Annotated in this window: 17 protein-coding genes; 7 read left to right on the top strand and 10 right to left on the bottom strand. The window is 33.4% G+C overall.

Features of this window, described 5'->3' with window-relative positions; translation table 11 throughout:
- Window positions 1-255: 255 nt before the first annotated feature.
- From A3SG_RS0109835 to A3SG_RS0109870, 8 genes are all read right to left on the bottom strand, one after another.
- The gene (locus tag A3SG_RS0109835; RefSeq protein ID WP_016989855.1) at window positions 256-876 is read right to left on the bottom strand and encodes a hypothetical protein; all 621 of its coding nucleotides are present in this window, start codon (window positions 874-876) and stop codon (window positions 256-258) included.
- Between the two features lie 78 nt (window positions 877-954).
- The gene (locus tag A3SG_RS0109840) at window positions 955-1566 is read right to left on the bottom strand and encodes an ATP-binding protein (RefSeq protein ID WP_016989856.1); all 612 of its coding nucleotides are present in this window, start codon (window positions 1564-1566) and stop codon (window positions 955-957) included.
- A 75-nt stretch (window positions 1567-1641) separates the two neighbouring features.
- A complete protein-coding gene (locus A3SG_RS0109845) occupies window positions 1642-2520 on the bottom strand; it encodes a hypothetical protein (protein WP_016989857.1) in 879 nt (292 codons plus the stop codon).
- Window positions 2521-2548: 28 nt separating this feature from the next.
- A complete protein-coding gene (locus A3SG_RS0109850) occupies window positions 2549-2851 on the bottom strand; it encodes a helix-turn-helix domain-containing protein (protein WP_016989858.1) in 303 nt (100 codons plus the stop codon).
- A gap of 273 nt (window positions 2852-3124) precedes the next feature.
- Window positions 3125-3967: an RteC domain-containing protein gene (locus A3SG_RS0109855; RefSeq protein WP_016989859.1), complete on the bottom strand. Its 843-nt coding sequence runs from the start codon at window positions 3965-3967 to the stop codon at window positions 3125-3127.
- Window positions 3968-4073: 106 nt separating this feature from the next.
- Window positions 4074-5330, bottom strand: a complete 1257-nt coding sequence (locus A3SG_RS0109860; protein ID WP_016989860.1) for a site-specific integrase — start codon at window positions 5328-5330, stop codon at window positions 4074-4076.
- A gap of 431 nt (window positions 5331-5761) precedes the next feature.
- Window positions 5762-6613 (bottom strand): hypothetical protein, encoded by an 852-nt coding sequence (locus tag A3SG_RS0109865; RefSeq protein WP_016989861.1) that lies wholly within the window; start codon window positions 6611-6613, stop codon window positions 5762-5764.
- Window positions 6588-7589 (bottom strand): type IV toxin-antitoxin system AbiEi family antitoxin, encoded by a 1002-nt coding sequence (locus tag A3SG_RS0109870; RefSeq protein WP_016989862.1) that lies wholly within the window; start codon window positions 7587-7589, stop codon window positions 6588-6590. Before A3SG_RS0109870 ends, A3SG_RS0109865 begins: the two co-directional genes overlap by 26 nt.
- Before the next feature lie 496 nt (window positions 7590-8085).
- Here A3SG_RS0109870 and A3SG_RS19605 point away from each other — a divergent pair, with 496 nt between their 5' ends.
- The gene (locus A3SG_RS19605) at window positions 8086-9729 is read left to right on the top strand and encodes a metallophosphoesterase family protein (protein ID WP_232226316.1); all 1644 of its coding nucleotides are present in this window, start codon (window positions 8086-8088) and stop codon (window positions 9727-9729) included.
- Window positions 9686-10000: a hypothetical protein gene (locus tag A3SG_RS22310; protein ID WP_232226317.1), complete on the top strand. Its 315-nt coding sequence runs from the start codon at window positions 9686-9688 to the stop codon at window positions 9998-10000. Before A3SG_RS19605 ends, A3SG_RS22310 begins: the two co-directional genes overlap by 44 nt.
- A gap of 106 nt (window positions 10001-10106) precedes the next feature.
- On the opposite strand, the gene A3SG_RS0109880 is transcribed toward A3SG_RS22310, so the two are convergent.
- A complete protein-coding gene (locus tag A3SG_RS0109880) occupies window positions 10107-11186 on the bottom strand; it encodes a phosphatidylinositol-specific phospholipase C1-like protein (RefSeq protein ID WP_016989863.1) in 1080 nt (359 codons plus the stop codon).
- A gap of 330 nt (window positions 11187-11516) precedes the next feature.
- Here A3SG_RS0109880 and A3SG_RS0109885 point away from each other — a divergent pair, with 330 nt between their 5' ends.
- The 5 genes from A3SG_RS0109885 to A3SG_RS0109900 all read left to right on the top strand — a co-directional run bounded on the left by A3SG_RS0109885 (window position 11517) and on the right by A3SG_RS0109900 (window position 18149).
- Window positions 11517-12011, top strand: coding sequence for an RNA polymerase sigma-70 factor (locus tag A3SG_RS0109885; protein WP_016989864.1), 495 nt, complete (start codon window positions 11517-11519; stop codon window positions 12009-12011).
- 112 nt (window positions 12012-12123) lie between these two features.
- Window positions 12124-13032: a FecR family protein gene (locus tag A3SG_RS0109890; RefSeq protein ID WP_016989865.1), complete on the top strand. Its 909-nt coding sequence runs from the start codon at window positions 12124-12126 to the stop codon at window positions 13030-13032.
- A 77-nt stretch (window positions 13033-13109) separates the two neighbouring features.
- The gene (locus A3SG_RS22315) at window positions 13110-15215 is read left to right on the top strand and encodes a SusC/RagA family TonB-linked outer membrane protein (RefSeq protein WP_232226323.1); all 2106 of its coding nucleotides are present in this window, start codon (window positions 13110-13112) and stop codon (window positions 15213-15215) included.
- Between the two features lie 39 nt (window positions 15216-15254).
- Window positions 15255-16385, top strand: coding sequence for a TonB-dependent receptor domain-containing protein (locus A3SG_RS22320; protein WP_255347700.1), 1131 nt, complete (start codon window positions 15255-15257; stop codon window positions 16383-16385).
- Window positions 16386-16388: 3 nt separating this feature from the next.
- Window positions 16389-18149, top strand: coding sequence for a RagB/SusD family nutrient uptake outer membrane protein (locus A3SG_RS0109900; RefSeq protein WP_016989868.1), 1761 nt, complete (start codon window positions 16389-16391; stop codon window positions 18147-18149).
- Window positions 18150-18309: 160 nt separating this feature from the next.
- Here A3SG_RS0109900 and A3SG_RS0109905 read toward each other — a convergent pair whose 3' ends face one another.
- Window positions 18310-18513: a hypothetical protein gene (locus A3SG_RS0109905; protein WP_016989869.1), complete on the bottom strand. Its 204-nt coding sequence runs from the start codon at window positions 18511-18513 to the stop codon at window positions 18310-18312.
- Between the last annotated feature and the right edge of the window lie 155 nt (window positions 18514-18668).

The raw sequence follows: 18668 nt of genomic DNA on the forward strand, positions 1-18668 counted from the left end.
TATAAACAATTGACACTCGTCAAAAAACAACAATTGATAAGGGGATATCGCATTAAGATCTAACAAAGTACTTAATGAATCATGTCTAACAGTAAAAAGGTAAGATTGGTTCTTTGTAATTTTAAAATCTTTAATAATAGTAGTAGCGTCGCTAATTTCCATAGAAACAACATCTAGTCTTTTGGTTGGTGAATTTTAAAGAAGCATCGATTATGACGAAATAGTTATTCTCACTTTTAATACTATTTCTTATTTTTAAATAGCGTCTAAATACCATTGTAATTCATACAACTGAATTAAATCCTCTTCCTTATTTGTCATTTGTGCTAATTGGACTAAACTAATTTTTTGACTTAGTACTTTTTCACCCAGTAACTCTTGTAAAATAACGTAGATAGCTTGTTTCAATGTTTTGGTATCACAAAGGAGGTTGTAGTTTTTTAGGAAGATCATAATGTCTACCTTTTTAATGTTTTCATCATACAGAATTGGTTTGAATTTGATTTCACTAATTTTTAAAGTTATGTCTTGAAAAATGTAAGGCTCGTCTAAGCCCCTCATCATTTTATCTATTTCAGTTGTTGGTTGAATAAAGGCCGTGAATTTCCAGCTTTTTAGTAGGGGAGCGTTTTCGACTAAAGTAATTAGCTCGTGGAAATAGTTTTTGTTTCCGTTGGCTGTGATAATGAATTCAAATTTAGTTGTTAAGTTTTTTGGGAAGACAATTATAAAATCTAATTCCCTGCTGTAGTAGTTAAGGTTTTTGTTGATCCAAAAAGTGATGTATTTTTGGTTTTCCGGAGTTTGATTTACTATGTTTTTGAAGGTGTGGTGGTTGTCTTGGAACCAGTTCCAGAAGGTGTTGATTTTTTTCATATGTTGATTTTATTTAACCGCGGAGTGCACTAAGGAAGCGCAAGGTTCGCAAAGGTTTTTTTAGTGTTTATTTGTTGATTATCGTTTGTCTTTGGCCGTTTTGTCAAAAGCGATTAGGTTCAGCATGTTTCTCATACGAGATCTGACTCGATTGCCGTAGGCGGTTTCTATTTCGGATGCGGAGAGGTTTGTGGTAATGTGGGTGTAGATTTTCTTGGAGATAAAAATGTCGTACCTGGAGAGAATAATCTCTGCCATGATATTGCATTCGTTTCCGAAGTATTTGAGGTTCTTTTCGGTACCTAAATCATCGAAGCAGTAGTTTTTATGTTCTGCATGCGTGTTGTGTCCATGGCTGTATCTACGAATCACTTCGTAACCGTCTTTGATGAACTCAAAACTAATATCCCGGCAGGTTTTCATGAAGAACTTTTTATTTGGTTGAGGTACGTAGCGCATTAAAGCCATCAAAGAAGTTTTACCGCAGCCTACTGGTCCAGAAAGCAGAATTCCTTTGCTGAGGTCGATTTCAAACTTAACTGCAGTATACTCATCATCTAGAAAATAGCAAATCAGTTTTGTGATGTTTGTCGTGTCTTGTTCTAGAAATTGAAATTTGTCTCCAAAATCCTTTTTGCCTTTTTTTTCTAACCAAGCAATAATTTCTGGATAATCGTATTTTGATGTCATAGTGGGGGGTGAGAGGTTAGAAGTGGGAAGTGAGAGGTGTCTTTCGAATCTTAGAGAACCTGAAACAAGTTCAGGTTAAAGTGGTTCCCCGTAGTTTTTCTCGGTTTCTGTATGGAGATTATAGGCTCTCGTTTGCTCTTTTACTGGGATGTTTTGTGGCATTTTTGTATTGAATTTATTAGTGTTCATCATCCAATTTCGTGCAGCTGCTTTCCAATCTTTCATTTTTGTTTTCCCACCAATGAGCCATCCGTTGCTGGAGTAATAATTAAAAAATCGCTCTGCTTCAAACTCGGAATATTCTTGAAACTTGAAATACTCTTTGGTCAATTCCAATGGTGGCCTCTCCATTTCATTCGAGTTGACAGCTTTGTTTTTTTCTTTTTTGGCGGAACTTTTTTGCCGACCATTTTCTGTTTTATTTTTTTTGGAGTCAGCGAATGCGAAAGGCATTTCATTTCTCTTATTTTTTTCTGGATTTTCTAAAATTAAATTATCATCTAAAATTTCAAACTCGGGTGTTCTCTCTCTATTGTTTATATTGTTTTTATTTGTTTTTTTATTCTCTATATAGAGCTGACCATTAACCTGTTCAATACCCTGACTATTTACTTGTTCAATTTTTGAGTAGGTAGATTCATTTTTTGAACCTGTATTTGCTGATTCGCTCAGGTTGTAAATTTCTACTACGGAACCCAAATAGGGGTTGAATGATGGGGTGTATTTTATAAAACCTAAAGCTTGTAACTCTTTCATGCATTTGTGGTAGGTGGCTTTTGATTTTATTTTGGACGAAATCATAATTTCTTCTCGGTTGATGGTGATGGGATTTTTGAACCGATTGATGTTCCAGCACTGAAAGAGTGCTAAATACAGACTTATGTGAGAAGGATTGATGTTTTCTATTGCCGCTGTTTTTTTGAAAAAACCAGTGAGGTGTTTGATGTAGTTCATTCGAAATTAGAGGTTAGTAGTTAGAGTTTTATTGATTCAGCATTTTGGCTATGTCGTCGTATTTGTAGTATAGGATGCCTCCGATGCGGTTGTAATTTAGTGTTCCGTTGACGCGTAGGTTTTGCAGTGTACCTGGTGAGATCTTGAGTAGTTTTCTAACTTCGGAGGATTTTAGCCATTGGGTTGGCTGCTCTTTTAGTCCCACTATTTCTTTAATTTCAGAAAGGATGATGTTGCTAAAGTTTAGCAAGTCTCTTTTTGTAATGGGTTGGTGGTTTAGTAGTTCTAAATTTTCTACTTCAGGGAATAGTTTTTTAGGATGTAAGTTCATCGTAATTTGTTTTAAATTGTTATAAGACAAATTACTTTAAATTGATTGGTTTCTTTGCCCAAGGTGTTCCCAAGGTGGGTGTTATTTTAGGGTAAATTAATAGATTCCCCTTTGTTTATTGAGCTGGATTTTATGGAGGTATTCCAAAACGCGTTTTTTAGGAATTGGTTTTTGATAAGTTTTTAACCTAAATGGTCTGTAAAAGAATGCTAGCCCAAGGTGCGCCCAAGGTGGGTGATTGTAGGTCGCTAAATCCAAGTTGAAGACCTGGATTTAGTTTTGTTCTTCTTCTATTATTTTGTTGTTGAAGTTCTCGGACAAGGAATGCAAGAATTTTGTTTTTATCGTTTTTCTGTTTTTAATGTCTTGGAAGCTGCGGTATATGCTGTCGTCTAAAACAATATTGAACGTTTTGCTAAAGTGATTTGCAATTTCCTTGATGTCTGTATTTCCACCATTGAACATTTTTAGGTTGTGTAGACCATAAATAAGTTCCACCATTTCAATCTTGGAACCCGTCCAGTTGAGGTTTGATTTTACATTATGATGATTTGAATTGCAACTATTGTTTATTTCTTCAATCTTTTCCTCCAAGTATATTTCCAATATATCATTTGCAATAATGTTGGCAACCTTCACATCATGTGAAGTACATAGTTTTTTATCGAAATTTATTAAACTGATATCCAGATTGGGTGTCTGTTTTTCAGAGTTTCTGACGAAATAAAAATGATCATTGTGACTGCTGCCGGAGCGGTAGTATTTATAAAATTCTTTGTCCTGTTTTGAAAATTGAAAACAATTGTTTAGCGCTTTTTCGTAATGCCTAATTTTAAGCTTTTTGCTATTGGATGGAGAATTGGTTTCGATATCCAAGATTCGGTTAAAGAAAATATACTTAGAAGTTATTTTAAATTTCAGTTCCTTAAAAAAGTGAATTTCATCTTCTTTCGAATTGAATATAAATTTTTCTAACCACAGGAAAAGTTCTTTGAGTTTTATTTCGATATACTCTAGAGCCAATTTTGCCTGAGTGATAGGGTTTGCGTTTGTTTTTTTAATATGTTCAACTTCCAATTCAAATTCATAAAAGAAATCAGTACAACATCCCTGCATATAGTAATAAATTAGGTGTCAAATATTAATCTAAACTATGCTTTTTTTATTACGGTAAATCTGATATGGAAGTTAAATTTTTTATAATTTATTGTTATATGTTAGTTTACGCCTTCATTTGCCCTGACTTGTTAGATAATTCGTTTTTTGTATTGTGAAATTTTTTCTTTAAAATCATCATGTCATTACTGATTTTATGATCCAGAATCTTCGCGTAATGTTGAGTAGTTTTCAAATTGGTATGTCCGAGCATTTTACTCACTGTTTCAATTGGAACGCCATTAGAAAGAGTAACCGTTGTGGCAAAAGTGTGTCGGGCGATATGAAAAGTAAGGTCTTTGTTGATTCCACAGACATCGGCAATTTCTTTTAAATAGGCATTCATTTTTTGATTACTCAAAATAGGCAAGAGGCGGTTCTCATTTAGACATACGGGATGGTTTTCATATTTGTCGACGATCTGCTGTGCGATGGGCAGTAATGGAATTTTGGAGGCGGTATCAGTTTTTTGTCTGGTGGTAAAAATCCATTTATCGCCATCAATACCAAGGCTAATATGGGTTTTGGTGAGTTGCTTCACATCGATGTATGCTAGACCCGTAAAACAGCTAAAAACGAATATGTCGCGAACTAATTCCAATCGCTCTGATACAAATTCCTTATTGATCATACTTTCGATATCTGCTTCTGAAAGGAATTCCCTAATGACTTCTTTTACTTTTGCTTTATAATTCACAAAAGGGTCTTTGTTAAGCCATCCGTTGGCTAAACATTGGTTTATGATTTTATGGAAGTTTTTTACGTATTTGACAGCAGTATTGTTATTGCATTTTCTAACGCTGCGTAAATAAAACTCATATTCCATAATAAAGGCGTGATCAATCTTATCGATATTAATGTCGGTAAGGTTGTATTTCCAGAATAGGAAGTCCTTGGTGTGTTTTAGGGAAGTCTGGTAACGTTCTAAAGTGCCGGGGGCGTATTCAAGTCCCACCAGTTCTTTTATTTTTCGGTTGTGCTCCACGAAAATAGGGATTAGCATTCGCTCACGTTCTTTCTTGCCTTGGTATTCATTTTTGAAACTTTCGAAAGTAATTTGAACTTGGTTCATGAAAAGTTTTTTCTCAGTTTCATAAACGGTTGCTCTCATCAGATCAAGTTGACCATTTATCATACGAGCTTCCTCGGTGTTGCCTTTCATTTTCGACGCTTCTGAAGACCACTTGGCTTCATCTACGAAATGACCGGAGCTACAATCAAAGCGTTGGCCGTTGATAGTTATGCGTTGATAAATTGGCATTTGTGCTTGTGCATTGACTTTTGATTTTCTCAAATAATACAGTACGGTGATTTTTGTTTTCATGATGGTAGCCTTTAATTGATAATTAATTTACTTTAATTGTCAATACAAGTCAAGATGTTCATTCTTTGAACCCCTTTATCTATTGGGATTAAGAAGAAAATCGGTGCACCAGTTTTTCTCAGTGTCCTTGTGCACCGATTGTGCACCTATTTTTTGAGAAATAATGAATAAAATGAATGATTGTTAAAAAGAAAAAACCCTTTAAACGTTGAGTTTAAAGGGTTTTACTTCATTTTGAAAACTTATCCGCGGAGAAAGAGGTTCCGTTGCCTTTATTTTTTTTCCAGTAATTATAGGGGTTTACGATATACTATTTAAGAACAGGGACACCAATAGGGTCACTTCCAAAGTTTTTATTTATTGTTTGATAAATATAGTAAAATAAAATAACTGAAAATGTTATTAGCTTAAATATTTTGTAGCATGTAATGCTATTCTAAATATCCTATTTTAACCTGCTTTAATGCTGCTAAATTATCTTCAATAGTATTTCCGTAAAATTCAATCATAATTTTAGCTATTTCACTATCATTGGTATTTGTATTGAATTCGAGTAATTCTTTTAATCTATCAAAGAGGGATCCATTCCGACGAGCAATTTTATTCATTTCTCTACCCATTACTCTTGCGGCAATTAGATTTAAGTCGAGTTTGTCATCACCAAAAAGATCATTGTGGTTTTCATAGATTTCGTCCGCATACATTTCAAAAAAATGCTCTAGGACCTTACTAATATCTTTAATATCATCTCGCCTTATTTCAGGTCTGTCTTGCCAAGCAATTAATTTCAAAATTACTATTCCGGGTAACGTACAAAACTTGAAACGATGTTGTTCTTCTAGTTCTAATTCGGGTAATCCTTCATCATAAATTTCTTTGAAGCCAGGCATATTCAAACTGGTTAATCCGACATCTCCCATTGATACTTTCGCGTTTTTATTTTCGATAGCGCCAAATGGGAGCAAATCAACCTGTATTACTTTTTTCCAAATTAGCACAAAATTATTGGTTGAATATGGTGAGAATCCTTCAGTATTTATAAGATAGTTTCTTAATTTTTCATAGGTGCCTCTGTCGTCAATAAAAATAGCAAAATCGATATCTCCTGTAATTCTAGTAGGAGGAATACCATTTATAGCACTCATCCACACATCACGAGCTACAGCCCCAACCAAATAGAAATCGATATTGTATTTGTTTAATCCTCTTTCTAAGGCATATAATACTTCTGAAATATGAGGTTCTTGGCGTAACTGTTTAAAATTTATCTTGTAAGTACTCATCGTATATTTTTTGTGCTGTTTCTGTACATCTTCTGTCACCTTTGTTTATCAAGTCGGCATAAGCTAATAATGGGTGAACCACATTATCATTTATCTCATCATACTCCCAAAATTTTTTTAAAATTAATATATTTCCATTTATATCAGGAACCAAGCGATAATTTTTCATTAAGTCTCCTCTTGTTTCCGTTGTGTATATGGTCAATTCTTCTGGACGTAAATAATTTGTAAATATATCTCCTGCTGGTTCGCCACCCCAACATGTTTTACCCTTTTGTAGCTGTAGATTTTTCCAATTATAGAAATCATCTTCTTTTAAAAAGCGAAATGTTCCGATTGTTAATGTTGGCTTTAGGCGTTTTTCATATTCCATTACCCATGTTTCCAGTAACTTTTTTTTATTCTCAATTTTATATTGCTGCTTGTTTATCTGTAATAGGTATCCTTCTTGTTTTAAACCTGTAAAGATGTTATTTAAATTTCCAATTCCAGTATTGGTTTGTTCTGCAATTTGTCTGTAGGTATAGTTTATCCACTGCTCATTTATTAGAAATTGATATAATACTTTTAATCCCGTTTTTGTAAATGCTCGATTTGTTGTTCTATTTTTAATTTCAACAAGTTTGTTGGTATCTATCCATACAAAAATTCCCTTTTCTTTCAAGAATATATTTCCGTTAGCTTCTAAATACGCAATGTTTCTGTTACGGAGTTCCTCTTTTATTTTAGGAAATATTCTTTGTGCCATTATAATGAATGGATTATATTCTTTGGCTTGATCTTCTATTTTTTGAAGATGGATCGTTCTTATTTCGGTTCTTATTTCCGCAAAAAGATCAATTGTCTGGTTCTCTATTTTTAATTGTAGTTGACCATCAATCTGATTTTTGTCATCCATGTCCTTCCATGTACCTTTAATATTTGCTGTAGTCAGGATATTATTTAATGCGTTATGAATTATCTCTTGAGGGTTCATTGTTCATTTATTTTTAACGTTCACGAAAACGTGAACGCTTATTATTTGTGAACAAAAATAATCTATTATTTCCTTAAAAACACAAAATATGTTTAAAAACGACTAATTGTTCATTTTATTCGATATGCTAACTCAGCTGAGACTAAAAATTTAAGAATGCAATCTGGATTTGTAAACTTGGCCACCCTAAAAAGTTAAGTCATTAATCTTCACCTATGCAACAAGTGCATGAAATTTATGATAAAGCTTTTGGATATGCTAACAAAGCCTGTACTATAAGTTAAACTACATTTTTGTTATTAATTAGATCATTAAAAGTTAAATTTTATTATTAACTACTAATGCCTGATAAGTAAGCATTTCCACTGCCTTTAATTAATTCACCTAAGTTTTTCTTTTTGTTAACCTGTTTCCCTTTTAGAATGAACATTTTTGTATACCCATACTAATTCCATTTTCATTCATTATTCTAATTAATTACCTTACCGTAAAACTAATGATTACTACAAAAAAAAATCTACTAGCTATATATTTTTTAGTGGTAGGGAGTATCTCTTTACCGTTATTCGCTCAAGAAAATCTACAAGGACTCCAAATTGCTTTTTTAGCGGATGTTCATTTACAAGATTTGTATGGGATACTCGATGACAATAATTACGAAGGAATCAAGAATCCTAAGGATGGTTCGTATGTAAAATTAAGAACGATGGAAGCACAGTTGCATTCCACCCGAATTTTTAATGAAAACTACTTTGCTTTTTTGGCCGCTTTAGAAGATATTGCGAATCGTAAAATTAAGTATGTGGCACTTCCTGGAGATTATAGTGACGATGGACAGCCATTACACGTAAGGGGACTTCAAAAGATATTGGATTCGTATACTCAAAAATATGGAATTCAGTTTTTTATAACTACAGGAAATCATGACCCTGTAGGGCCATTTGCACAGGAATCAGGAAAGAGTGATTTTTTAGGAGCAGGAGGAAAGAGACAACCTATTTTTAGCAAAAAAGGAATTTATAACTATGATATAAATAAAGAATTACCAGTGGTCATTACTAAGGATATTGCTAAAATGGGTTATCGTGGAATTACAGATTATTTACGGAATTTTGGTTTTTATCCAAAGGAAAGCTATAAATATTGGGCGACTCCTTTCTCTTCTTATTCCAGTGATCAATATACTTTTGCAAAAGCAGAAGAAAGCGCCTCTTTGAATAACAGATATTATAGTATTAAACCGGGCTATTCTATTCCTGACGTGAGTTATGTGGTTGAGCCCGTAGATGGATTATGGATTCTAGCGATTGATGGCAATGTTTATATTCCAACAGGAAGTGCTAGAAAAGACATTGAGAATCCGACTAATTATTCGGGAGCAAGTATGGGGTATAACAACGTATTAATACATAAAAAGCATTTGATCGCATGGGTTCAAAAAATTATGGAAGAAGCTAAAAAACAGGATAAAACGGTCATTGCCTTTAGTCATTTTCCGATGATTGATTTTAATGATGATGCTTCTCAAGACATAGCACAATTCATGGGACCTGATAAATGGCAACTAGACCGTGTACCAAATGAGGAAGTTGCTCAAGCCTTTGCCGATGCGGGATTGAGAATTCATTTTGGAGGACACATGCATATTAACGATACTGGAATTCGTACTACAAAGCAAGGAAATATGTTAGTAAATGTTCAAACGCCTTCGCTTGCGGCTTATATTCCCGGATATAAGTTGTTAACGATAAAGGGAAAGGATCAGTTTGAAGTAGAAACTATTACTATTGATGATGTTCCTAATTATGATTTACTTTTTGATCTTTATAAAATGGAATACGATTTTTTGAAGTCTAGAAAGACAGCTGATATTTGGGATAAAAAGATTTTAGAAACTAAAAATTATCATGATTTTACAGATTTTCACTTAAAGGAATTAGTCCGACTTCGATTTATAGCAGACGATTGGTCGCTAGCATGTAAGAATTTTCTTTTTGCAGCGTCCGGTGCCGATTTATTGATTCTATCGAATATGGAAACTAAAGATTCTTTTGCTACTGTTTTACAAAATAAAACCAACTATAAAAAAGAATGGAATGCTGCCAAAGCAAAAAGTAACCGAAGAATTAAAAAACTATAATTTACATCTTACAGATTTTCGACAATGGAATGGTTTTGATCTTATTGTTGATTTCTATCGCATTCGTAGCGCTGATCAATTGGCAATAAGGGATATTGGAATGGACAGAATAAAACAGTACACGATGATTTCAGAATTATTTTCAGCAAAAAAAGAAAGACGATCTTTTTATAAAGTCCAATGCTATTCAACAGAAGCTCCAACTCTTTTTTATCATTTTAAAAAAGTTTCTAAATGGAGTTCCGGCAGATCATTTCTTAATAGATTATAAATCAGGAACGATACAGGATTTAAAGTAGGCTAAGGAGTTTAGATAAAATAAAAGCGAAGCAGTTACAACTAACTACTCCGCTTATTTGCTTTAAATACTATTTTTATTATTTTTTATCTTGGGTTTCTAGAACGGGATTTACTCGTACATAGCCGCCATCTTTAAATTTGATTTGGTAAGAAGAATCAAAAAGAGTACTTGGCTTGTAATAATCGGTTGTGATGATCTGAGCACCAGATTTACTAGCATCATTAAAGTGTGTGTAATCATTTTTACGCGCTTCTACCGTATTGCTATCCGCACGAGTTCTGACAATATATCCTTTTTTCACCAAATCACTAATGCTTGAATCTTCGGCATTGTTTCTAAATAATGTTGCAGCTTCTGGTGTTCCAGGCTCAGCGTTGGCAAATACCATTCGGCCCTTAAGTGAAGGATGATTTAGTAGGTATAAATCACGTTTTTTACCACTATCATCTAAGATAAATAAAAATTTTCCTTTGGCTTGAGCCAATGTTGGCCAATTGTCATGAAGTACTGCATCTTCAAGAGTTGTATAGTTTCCTCTAACCATATCAGGCGTAATTAATTTATCCGTTCCAAGGTTTGTTTTAATTACCTGATCTACTTGGTCAAACAACTCTGGAGTAAAAGTTTCTGGTTCTGTACCAAATTTATTCATTTTACCGTCCTTAGGTTCAAGAGTAATAAATATTGTAATGTGCCCGGGATTGTTATTAGACCAAGCTTTTAATTGTTGTAAACAATCTTCAAATGTTAAAGAAGAAGTTCTGAAATCAATATCTGGAATATGTAATATCTTAAAACCTGGTTTATTCATTTTGCCTTGTAAATCATATGGCTCTTCTGATGTAACAAGTTCTAACCCCTTTGGATGAGCATATTTGCCTCCTTGACTATCCGCATAAATATCAATTTCTAGATTTCTTAATCCCATATTTAATTGATCTGTAATTGCAATATGTTCGTATTGGATTCCTTTTAATTGGTGTAAAGAATCTTTGCTTTCTAAGTATTGATATAATTTAGGTTCGATTGCTTTTTTATAACTATTATGAGAACCGATTACTTGTATTTCATTTAATTTTAAGTGGTTGTCTTGAGCAGTGGCCTGATAAAACACTGTTGTTGAGGCTGCAATAGTTAGTAATGTAGATAATTTCATAGATTTTTTTTGATTTGTATTCGTTTAAAGTTTTTTCAATCTAATTAAAGAATGATTCTAAAAGTAAAATTAAGCATGTTGAGTTAAGTTTAGTCGGGTTTTAAAAGAACAAATTATGATACAATAGTTATCTTTTTGTTAAATGCGAAAGCTCTTGTTTAACATGGCTTAGCTAGCTAAAATTATGACTGTTACTATTGCAGTTATCCCATTTATCAGCATTTTTTACTAAGATATATCTCGTTATTATTAATTTAAAAATAACATTACGGTAAGATCAGTCGGAGTTAATTTTTATTATTTAGCATCGTAACTTTTTATACTTTTAAAATGGATTATTCCCTCAACTTTGAAAAAATATATAATGATTATTGGCAAAAATTATTCGCATTTTCATTAAAAATGACTGGAAATGAGTACATGGCGCAAAACGTAGTTCAAGACGTGTTTATTGATCTCTGGGAAAGGAAGGAGAATATTCAAATAACGTCGATTGACAACTATTTATTCAGAGCTGTAAAAAATCAAATTTTCAAGAATTATAGAAATGATAAATTTGATAGAACGATTCTTGAAGATAAATTTGATAATTACCTTATTGAAAATTTGACTTCAATAGAATCTGATTTAGCTGATAAAACATATGATCTCTTGGATGCATTACCACAGAAAAGAAAGGAAATTTTATTGATGAACAAACTTCAGGACATGAATATTGATCAAATTGCTACTGAACTTGATCTTTCTAAGCAAACTGTTAAAAACCAAATTTCGTCGGGATTAAAGCAATTGCGTTTTGGTTTGAAGGACTTTACTTTTCTGTAATTTAAGTTGATTTTCGCTTTGTTTTTAAAATAACCTTCTGTTAACAATCTACTAATGTTTTCTGATAGTACGATTTATCGATTCTGGTACTTAGGTATAGAATGATAATGTTATGACAAAAAAAAAACAACTTAGTTTAGCGGCTCTTATTGAGAAAAGCAGGCAAAAGCAGGCAACTAAGGAAGAAGAGCATTTACTTGATAACTTCATGCTTTCTGAATATGAAAAGGTAATATGTGATAATTCCACAATGGGTGATGCTATCATTGGTTGCAATAAAATTCAAAAACTTATTGCAAAGAAAAGAATGTCAAGATACATCAGTTATGGAATTGCAGCAAGTATTATAGTTTTATTGGGTTTAGGATTAGTGGTACAACCTCCAGTGCTTGGAAGTAAAATGATTACACTAAAAACAGGGAGTACATTAGATTCTGTTCAACTTATCGATGGTTCCGTAATTTATTTAGCAGCTCAGACTATTTTCGAATATCCAGAACATTTTGATGCAAAGGAACGCAACGTAAACCTACTTCAAGGAAGCGCTTTTTTTGAAATTGCCAAAGATTCTCAACATCCATTTATAATCAGTTCTGGAACAATTAAGACAAGAGTCGTTGGGACTTCTTTTCATATTCAGATGACGAAGATAAGCTGCAATGTTATTGTGGTCACTGGAAAGGTAAATGTATCGGCTAAGAATCAAAGTGTGGATTTATTACCTAATGATGAAGCGCTATTTAAAGCGGATAAATTGATAAAAAGAAAAGCATCAAAGTTATTACTTGTCAACTGGTACAATCAGGATATCGAATTGAAAAATGTACAGCTAAATGAAGTATTAGAATTGCTAAAAAATAAGTATCGCGTAACATTTGAGCTCAAGAACGATAATATGATGAACACTTCGTTAACCTTATTTATTGAAAAAAACGCCTCTCTAGAAAGCATCCTAAAACAAATGAACTATATCACTAACTTAAAATTTGAAACTAATGACAGTACCATAACAGTGAATTAAATATCTCAAAAAAAGACCTAGTTACTAGGAACAACTGGGACTCATAAATAAAAGTCATAAACTAACAAATGGAATCAATGTATTTTAAATTACCTTACTTTAGACTAAAAGGCATCTTCTTTTTAGTAATAGCATTCCTGTTCTTACAGAAGGGATATTCGAACGAAATGGTGAACGAACCGCCGAAAATAAATATTAATTTTCAAAAAGCGACATTAATTTCTATTTTTTCTCAGTTAAGCAAACAGACGGATTATAAATTTAGTTATGGTGAAGCCATAATTAACGACAAAACAAATTATGATGTAAATTATACAGCTAGTTCAATAGCTCTAATTTTGAATGATTTATCTAATAAAGCTGACTTTGATTTTTATATCGTCAATAAATTAGTTTTGATTAAGAAAGATCTTATTGTTAAAAAAACTAGTGTAGCGCAACAAATAGTTAAAGGGACTATTATAGATGAACTGGGACAACCATTTCCAGGTGCTACGATTCTAGAAAAAGGGACTAAGAATGTAAGCATTTCAGGCATGGATGGTGATTTTCAACTGAATGTGGAACAAGGAAAAACAGTAGAAGTCTCTTATATAGGATATAAAACTAAAGCAGTTATTGTCAGAGGTTATGCCTTGAATATTCAAATGGAACCTGATTCATCAGAGCTAAGTGAAGTATTGATTATTGGATACGGAAAACAATCTAAAGTTGATGTTACCGGTTCTGTAACTCAATTAAAAGCAGAGAATTTTAGGGAAGGAATAAATATTTCAGCTGATAATTTATTACAAGGGAAAGTGGCGGGTGTTCGTGTTGTAAGTACAAGTGGTGAACCGGGAGCAGGTGTAAATGTTTCTATTCGCGGCGTAGGTTCTATTAGAAGTGGTAGTACACCATTATTTGTTGTTGATGGTATGCCATTATCTAATGACGATGTGAGTCCGTCAGGAAGTAATGTAGGTTTTGGGTCATCAGCGGCAAAGAATCCATTAAACTTTTTGAACACAAATGATATCGAATCAATAACTGTTTTAAAAGATGCTTCCGCCTCTGCAATCTATGGAGCGCGTGGTTCTAATGGAGTGGTAATAATTACGACTAAAAAAGGATCTAAAGGAGAAGCCTCTTTTACAGTTGATTCTTATTTAGGATTCTCATCAGTTGCTAAAAAACTCGATCTACTTTCTGCTGACCAGTATAGAAATGCAATTACGGAACCCGCTTTTGATCATGGAGGTAACACCGATTGGCAAGATGTTATTTATAGGACCGCCATTACTAAAAATAATTCGATGTCGTTTGCTAAGCAAACTAATTCCGGTAACTACTATGTTTCTTTGGCTCAAATGGATCAAGAAGGGATTGTAAATCAAAGTAATTTTAAACGTACATCGGCAAGAATTAATGCGGCTGAATCATTTTTGGATAACCAAAGATTGAAAGTAAAAGTAAACTTAACTGCTAGTGAAACAAAAGACAATGGCGTCCCTACGAGTGATGACGGTGGTTCTAATGGACAATTGATTATCCATACTTTGATGGCAAACCCTACAAGATCTGTATTTGATGAAAATGGAGATTATACTAACTTTAATATGAATGCACATTATAATCCTGCGTACTTATTGAGTATCTACGAAGACGAAACACGTACGTTGCGAGTTTTAGGAAATATTGAAGCTTCATTAAGAATCTTTAATGGATTAGAATATAAAATGAATTTTGGTGTTGACCGTTCTATTGCAGAAAGAAACACGACTATTTACCCGAATAAAACTGATTTAAACCCTCTAGGGAGGTATGTCCAAAATAACCTAGAGTCTCAAAGTTCTCTTATTGAGCATTACTTGACTTATAATTTGAATCTTAACAAGCATAAGGTAGAAGTGTTAGGAGGCTTTTCATATCAAAAATTTGAAAGATCAGGAACTGCTTACAGCATCGATGGTATTGCTGATAAATCAATAGGGATTAAGCCAGCAAATAGCCCAGGTTTTTCAGGAAAACAGTCTGGTGTATCTGGTTTTGCACAACAGAACGAACTTCAATCCTATTTTGGAAGAGTTAATTATACTTTCGACAGAAAATACCTTTTAACAGCTTCTATGAGAGCAGATGGATCTACTCGTTTTGGTCAAAATAATAAATATGGATACTTTCCTTCTTTCGCCTTAGGTTAGAATATTAATGAAGAAAATTTTTTAAAAAACTCTTCTGTAATCGATAATTTAAAAGTGAGGAGCAGTTGGGGGCAAACAGGAAATCAAGAGGTTCAAAATAAAATTACGCAGGCTAGTTATGCACTTGCAGGAGCAGATGGATATTACCTTTATGATGATCTTGCGTTAGTAAATGGGATTTCAATTACTAGAACCCCGAATCCTAATTTAAAGTGGGAAGTGGTAACGCAATATAATGTGGGTCTTGATTTTAGCTTATGGAAGGGAAAGTTATACGGAACCTTAGATTATTTTAATAAAACTACTACTGATGCAATTCTTAATATTCCTTCTCAAGTATTAAGTCCTACAAGTACGATCTGGGTAAATATTGATGGAAATATTGTTAATAAAGGGCTTGAATTTATGGTAGGATCTCAGCTCGTTAAAACAAATGATTTTTCGTGGAATATAGATTTTAATGGGGCAACTCTTGATAATGAAATTAAAAACTTACCCGTTTCGGAAATTTTATCAGGTACCATTTCTGGTCCGGGTCAGTCCGGAGTATTTGCTAATATATATAAGAGCGGTTTTGCCGCTGGATCATTCTATTTGTTAGATCATATTGGATTTGATGATAAAGGTGCTGATATCTATAGAGATACCAACGAAGATAAAGTAATTAACAATAGTGATCGTATTATTATTGAAGGCGCAATTCCAAAACTAACTTACGGTTTTAATAGCCAAATGCAGTATAAGAATTTTGATTTTTCCTTTTCTATTATAGGACAATCAGGAGGGTACTTGTTGAACAATACAGGATTAAACGCCTTAAATATAAACAACTTGGCATCCGATCGAAACGTGTCTTCTGCTTACTACAATTCGGGGGCAAATGTTACTAATGCGCCACTATTATCAACGTTATATCTTGAGAAATCTGATTTTATAAGATTGAATACGGCCCGATTAGGATATAACATTAAAACGGAGAAATTAAAATGGTTACAAAGTATGACGCTTTACGTAACGGGACAAAATTTACTTACATTAACAAACTATAGTGGATATGATCCTTTGATCAATAGTCCAAAATCGAATGGTGGGAATCAATCTATTGGTATTGATTACTCTAGTTATCCTACATCTAGAACATTTATTCTTGGTGCAACTTTAAAATTATAACTCATGAAATTAAATAAAATAGTAAATAGAAGTATCCTAATTGTATTCACAGCACTATTTCTTGCTAGTTGTACCAACTTAGATGAGGTCGTACTTGATGAGGTTCTAGGAGATGATGCCACAAGTGTTGATGGTGCCTTGGCAGCTGCTTATGATCGATTAGGAGACGGTACTTTTGTAGGTAAAAATGTTTTCGCAATGCAAGAATTCACTACCGATGTGGCTTTACTGCCTACACGTGGTAGTGACTGGGGAGATGGTGGTAAATGGCGTGCTATGCATGAATTTACATGGACTTCGGGTAGTGCTATTGTAACCGACAATTGGAATTTACTCACTAATGGTATTACAAGATCGCTTTCGGCTATTAAAATAATTAACAATAGTGATTCTAGTCAAAAAGCACTTTTTTTGGCTGAAGCCAAAGGACTTTTAGCTTTTTATACTTACACGATTTTAGATTTATACGGGCAAGCTCCTTACCTTGATCCTTATACTGAAGGAGGTCCATTACAAATCGTTCAAGCAGCAACAGCAATTGACGAGTTAATTGTAGAGGTGGAAGCCATAATCCCTGATCTTGCTTCTTTAGGTCAAAACAGTACACATACAGGTAGATTTACTAAGGAAGCTGCTTATAGTTTATTGTCTGCCATGTACCTGAACAGATCTGTTTTTAAAGACCGCTACAATGCAAGTTCTAATTTTAATTTTACTGAGGCTGCTGTTTCAGGTACTGGGACCGATATGGATAGAGTAATTTACTATACTTCATTGTTAATTGATTCAGGTAAATTTAATTTAGAAAGAAATTATTTTGATAATTTTAGTATTAATAATTCAAAAGGTTCGGAGCTTATCTTTGTAATTGTTCAAAAAATCGACAATATTAGAAACGGAGATAATGATTTTGCTTATAATTCGATGGGACGTAATCAAAGAACTTCCCCTTCAAATAGAGGAACGAACGGTTCTTGTACCACTCCTGAATTTTATCATAGCTGGGATAACAATCACGATGATCCCCGTTTTGCAAGAACCTATCAATACAGTGACGGAACGTGGTTTACAAATACTCAAATAGGAAGTGTACCTGCAAGTGATATTGTACCAAATAGTAATAATTTGCCTTGGTTTCATTTTACAAGAGGAATGATTGCAGGACCGCAATACGGACCAAAATTAACATCAGCAGGTGGTTTTGAAATGACTACAGATGGCAGAATTAAAGTGTCTGAATTGTACATGGAGAAAAGCGCTGGTACAAAAATGGATTTTACACCTGAATTGAATTTTGATGATCCAACGCAATCGGTGTTTGCACAAAATCAAATTAATAGAGGTGTACGTTGTTTTAAATGGGAGTTTGATCCGGAGTCTGGAAATGGTGGTAGTAAAGTAGATATCCCGTTATTTAGATTAGGTGGAATTTATACCATGCGAGCCGAAGCGTATTTTAGAAAAGGACAAAATGCTAGCGCTCTAAGTGATATTAATGCTTTGAGAATTACTAGAACGCGAGAGGCATTGTATAGTAATGCGCCTGGGAAAGCACTTACTTCAATTGATAGTGAAATATTGTTCAGAGAACTAGGTTTTGAGATGTATTGGGAAATGTACAGAAGACCTCAGATGATTCGTTTTGGGAAATATGATTTGCCTTATACAGCAAAACCACTTTCGCTACCTTTCAGAAGGATCTTTCCGATACCGCAACAAACCTTAGACGTCACCAAAGATTTCAAACAAAATTTTGGATACTAAAAACTAAAAGAAAACCAAAGAATCCGTCAAAGAAGAAATTTTTGACGGATTTTTATTTGTAATTACTATTCTGTTTTTTTATTCGAAGATAAGTAAAGGTGGTTAATAAGAGGGAAATATTAATTAATAGAATCAAACACTAAACTGAATTAGAACATTTTTAACCAACAATTAGTGGTTCCACCTGTTCATATTTCAGGCTGGTATATTGGCAGAATTCTTCTATCGATACCAACTCATTTTGGAGCTTATTGAGCTCTTTCCTCATGTTTTGCATCATTATTATACTTTGGCCGTAACTCTTTCCGGTAATGCGTTGTATGTCTTTGGGGTAGATACACAATCTTGTGGTTGCTGTTTTCATACACTATCTATAGCTTTGATTTACTATAACAACCTTTGTTTGGATATTCAATAAAACCTGCCCATAAGTTAAGCTGTCTTTTTTAAAATTATTTTTTTGATTCCAAAATTCTCCGAAAGTTCTGTGTTTTAAATAGGAATGCATTCTTTTCAGTA

Origin of the sequence: Flavobacterium sp. ACAM 123 (assembly GCF_000264055.1) — a bacterium.
In the GTDB taxonomy this organism is placed as follows: Bacteria; Bacteroidota; Bacteroidia; order Flavobacteriales; family Flavobacteriaceae; genus Flavobacterium.